This window comes from Acidocella sp. (assembly GCF_035535915.1).
Taxonomy (GTDB): Bacteria; Pseudomonadota; Alphaproteobacteria; order Acetobacterales; family Acetobacteraceae; genus Acidocella.
The window spans coordinates 1-2,184 of record NZ_DATLPB010000044.1 but is presented as its reverse complement, the minus strand read 5'-3'; the positions used below and the strand labels follow the sequence as shown (position 1 = coordinate 2,184).

1 protein-coding gene is annotated in these 2,184 nt (G+C 64.8%); it reads left to right on the top strand.

Annotation, left to right across the window (positions count from 1 at the left end):
- Nucleotides 1-402: 402 nt before the first annotated feature.
- Nucleotides 403-2,031: an acyl-CoA synthetase gene (locus VNC39_RS05720; protein WP_325397071.1), complete on the top strand. Its 1,629-nt coding sequence runs from the start codon at nt 403-405 to the stop codon at nt 2,029-2,031.
- Nucleotides 2,032-2,184: the final 153 nt, after the last annotated feature.

The window sequence follows — 2,184 nt, the reverse complement described above, 5'->3', positions numbered from 1 at the left end:
TCGTACCAGTCGATGCCGGCGGCGGCCTCGGCCCAGAACACCTCCGGGCTGCGCTGCCAATGCGCGTAGACGTCGTGATAGCGGCTGGTGCGGGCGTCCATCGCCCCCTCCCTGTTCTTGCTCTTTGCCCCGATTGTGGAACGGCGGGCGGAAGCAAACAAGGCTGACAGGCCCGGCTCAACCTCTCAACTGTCATTGCCGGGCTTGACCCGGCAATCCATGAGGCCGTGCGGCGACGTCAACCTTACGTAAGGCCCCCGCGTCTGGCACCTCTTCATGGATGCCCGGGTCAAGCCCGGGCATGACACGGTGCTGGGGGCGGCGTATTCGCGCAAGCTGCCGAGTCCGCATTTGCTTGCCGCCCCTTATCTTCGCTAACGTCCTCCGAAGGGGGACAACGCGATGGCGAAGACGCCATACGACATCGATCTTGACCGCAATCCGGCCAACTATCAGCCGCTGACGCCGCTCGGTTTTCTCGAGCGCGCGGCCGCCGTCTTTCCCAATCACACGGCGATCATCCACGGAACGCTGCGGCGGAGCTACCGCGAGTTCTATGCACGCGCGCGCCGACTCGCCTCGGCGCTGGCCAAGCGCGGCATCGGGCGCGGCGACACGGTGTCGGCGCTGCTCGCCAATACGCCGGCCACGCTCGAGTGCCATTACGGCGTGCCGATGTGCCAGGGCGTGCTCAATACGCTGAACACGCGGCTCGATGCCGCGATCATCGCTTTCTCGCTCGACCACGCCGACGCCAGGATCGTGATCGTCGACCGCGAATTCTCCAAAGTGATGAAAGAGGCGCTGGCGCTCGCCAGGGTGAAGCCGCTGGTCATCGATTATGACGACAAGGAATTCACCGGCGCGGGCGAGCGGATCGGCACCATCGAATACGAGGAATTCATCGCGCAAGGCGATCCAACCTACGCCTGGAAGATGCCGGACGACGAATGGGATGCGATCACGCTCAACTACACGTCGGGCACGACCGGCGACCCGAAGGGCGTCGTCTACCATCACCGCGGCGCGCACCTGCTCGCCACCGGCAATGTCGTCACCTGCGCGATGGGCAAGCACCCGGTCTATCTGTGGACGCTGCCGATGTTCCACTGCAACGGATGGTGCTTTCCCTGGTCGATCTCCGTCGTCGCCGGCACGCATGTGTGCCTGCGCGCGGTGCGCGCGCCGGCGATGTACGACGCCATTGCCAATCACAAGGTGACGCATCTGTGCGGCGCGCCGATCGTGATGGCGACTTTGCTCAATGCGCCGGCAAACGAGAAGAAGCCCCTGCCCCACGTGGTCGAATTCTTCACGGCCGCGGCGCCGCCGCCGGAAGCCGTGCTGGCGGCGATGAAGGAGGCGGGCTTCAACGTGACGCATCTCTACGGATTGACCGAGTGCTACGGCCCGGCCGTCGTCAACGACTGGCACGACGCGTGGGGCACGTTGCCGCCCGCCGAGCAGGCGATGAAGAAGGCGCGCCAGGGCGTGCGTTACGGCGCGCTCGAGGGCCTCGACGTGCTCGACCCCGACACCATGACGCCGGTTGCGCGCGACGGCGAAACCCTGGGCGAAGTGATGATGCGCGGCAATGTCGTGATGAAGGGCTACCTCAAGAACAAGGCCTCCACCGAGAAGTCTTTTGCCGGCGGCTGGTTTCATACCGGCGACCTCGGCGTGATGCATGCCGACGGCTACATCCAGCTGAAGGATCGCTCGAAGGACATCATCATTTCCGGCGGCGAGAACATCTCCTCGATCGAGGTGGAGGACACGCTGTACAAGCATCCGGCGGTCGCCGCCGCCGCAGTGGTGGCAAAGCCGGACGACAAATGGGGCGAGACGCCCTGCGCCTTCATCGAGCTCAAGCCCGGCACGACAGCCACCACCGACGAGCTCGCGCAGTGGTGCCGCAAGCACCTCGCCTCGTACAAATGCCCGCGCTACGTGGTGTTCGCCGAGATTCCGAAGACCAGCACGGGCAAGATCCAGAAATTCAAGCTGCGCGAGATGGCCAAGGGGGTGTGAGGCCGCCGCTCATTTAGAGCATGGACGCGCAACATACTCGGCGTCATGCGCGGGCTTGGCCCGCGCATCCACGCCTTAACGGCCTTGCACAAGACAAGACGTGGATGCCGGAACAAGTCCGGCCATGACGTCGAGAGGCAGTGCACGTCGGCC

Excerpts from the sequence above, each read along its gene's own strand:
- VNC39_RS05720 (WP_325397071.1), top strand. The coding sequence starts at position 403 with ATGGCGAAGACGCCATACGACATCGATCTTGACCGCAATCCGGCCAAC.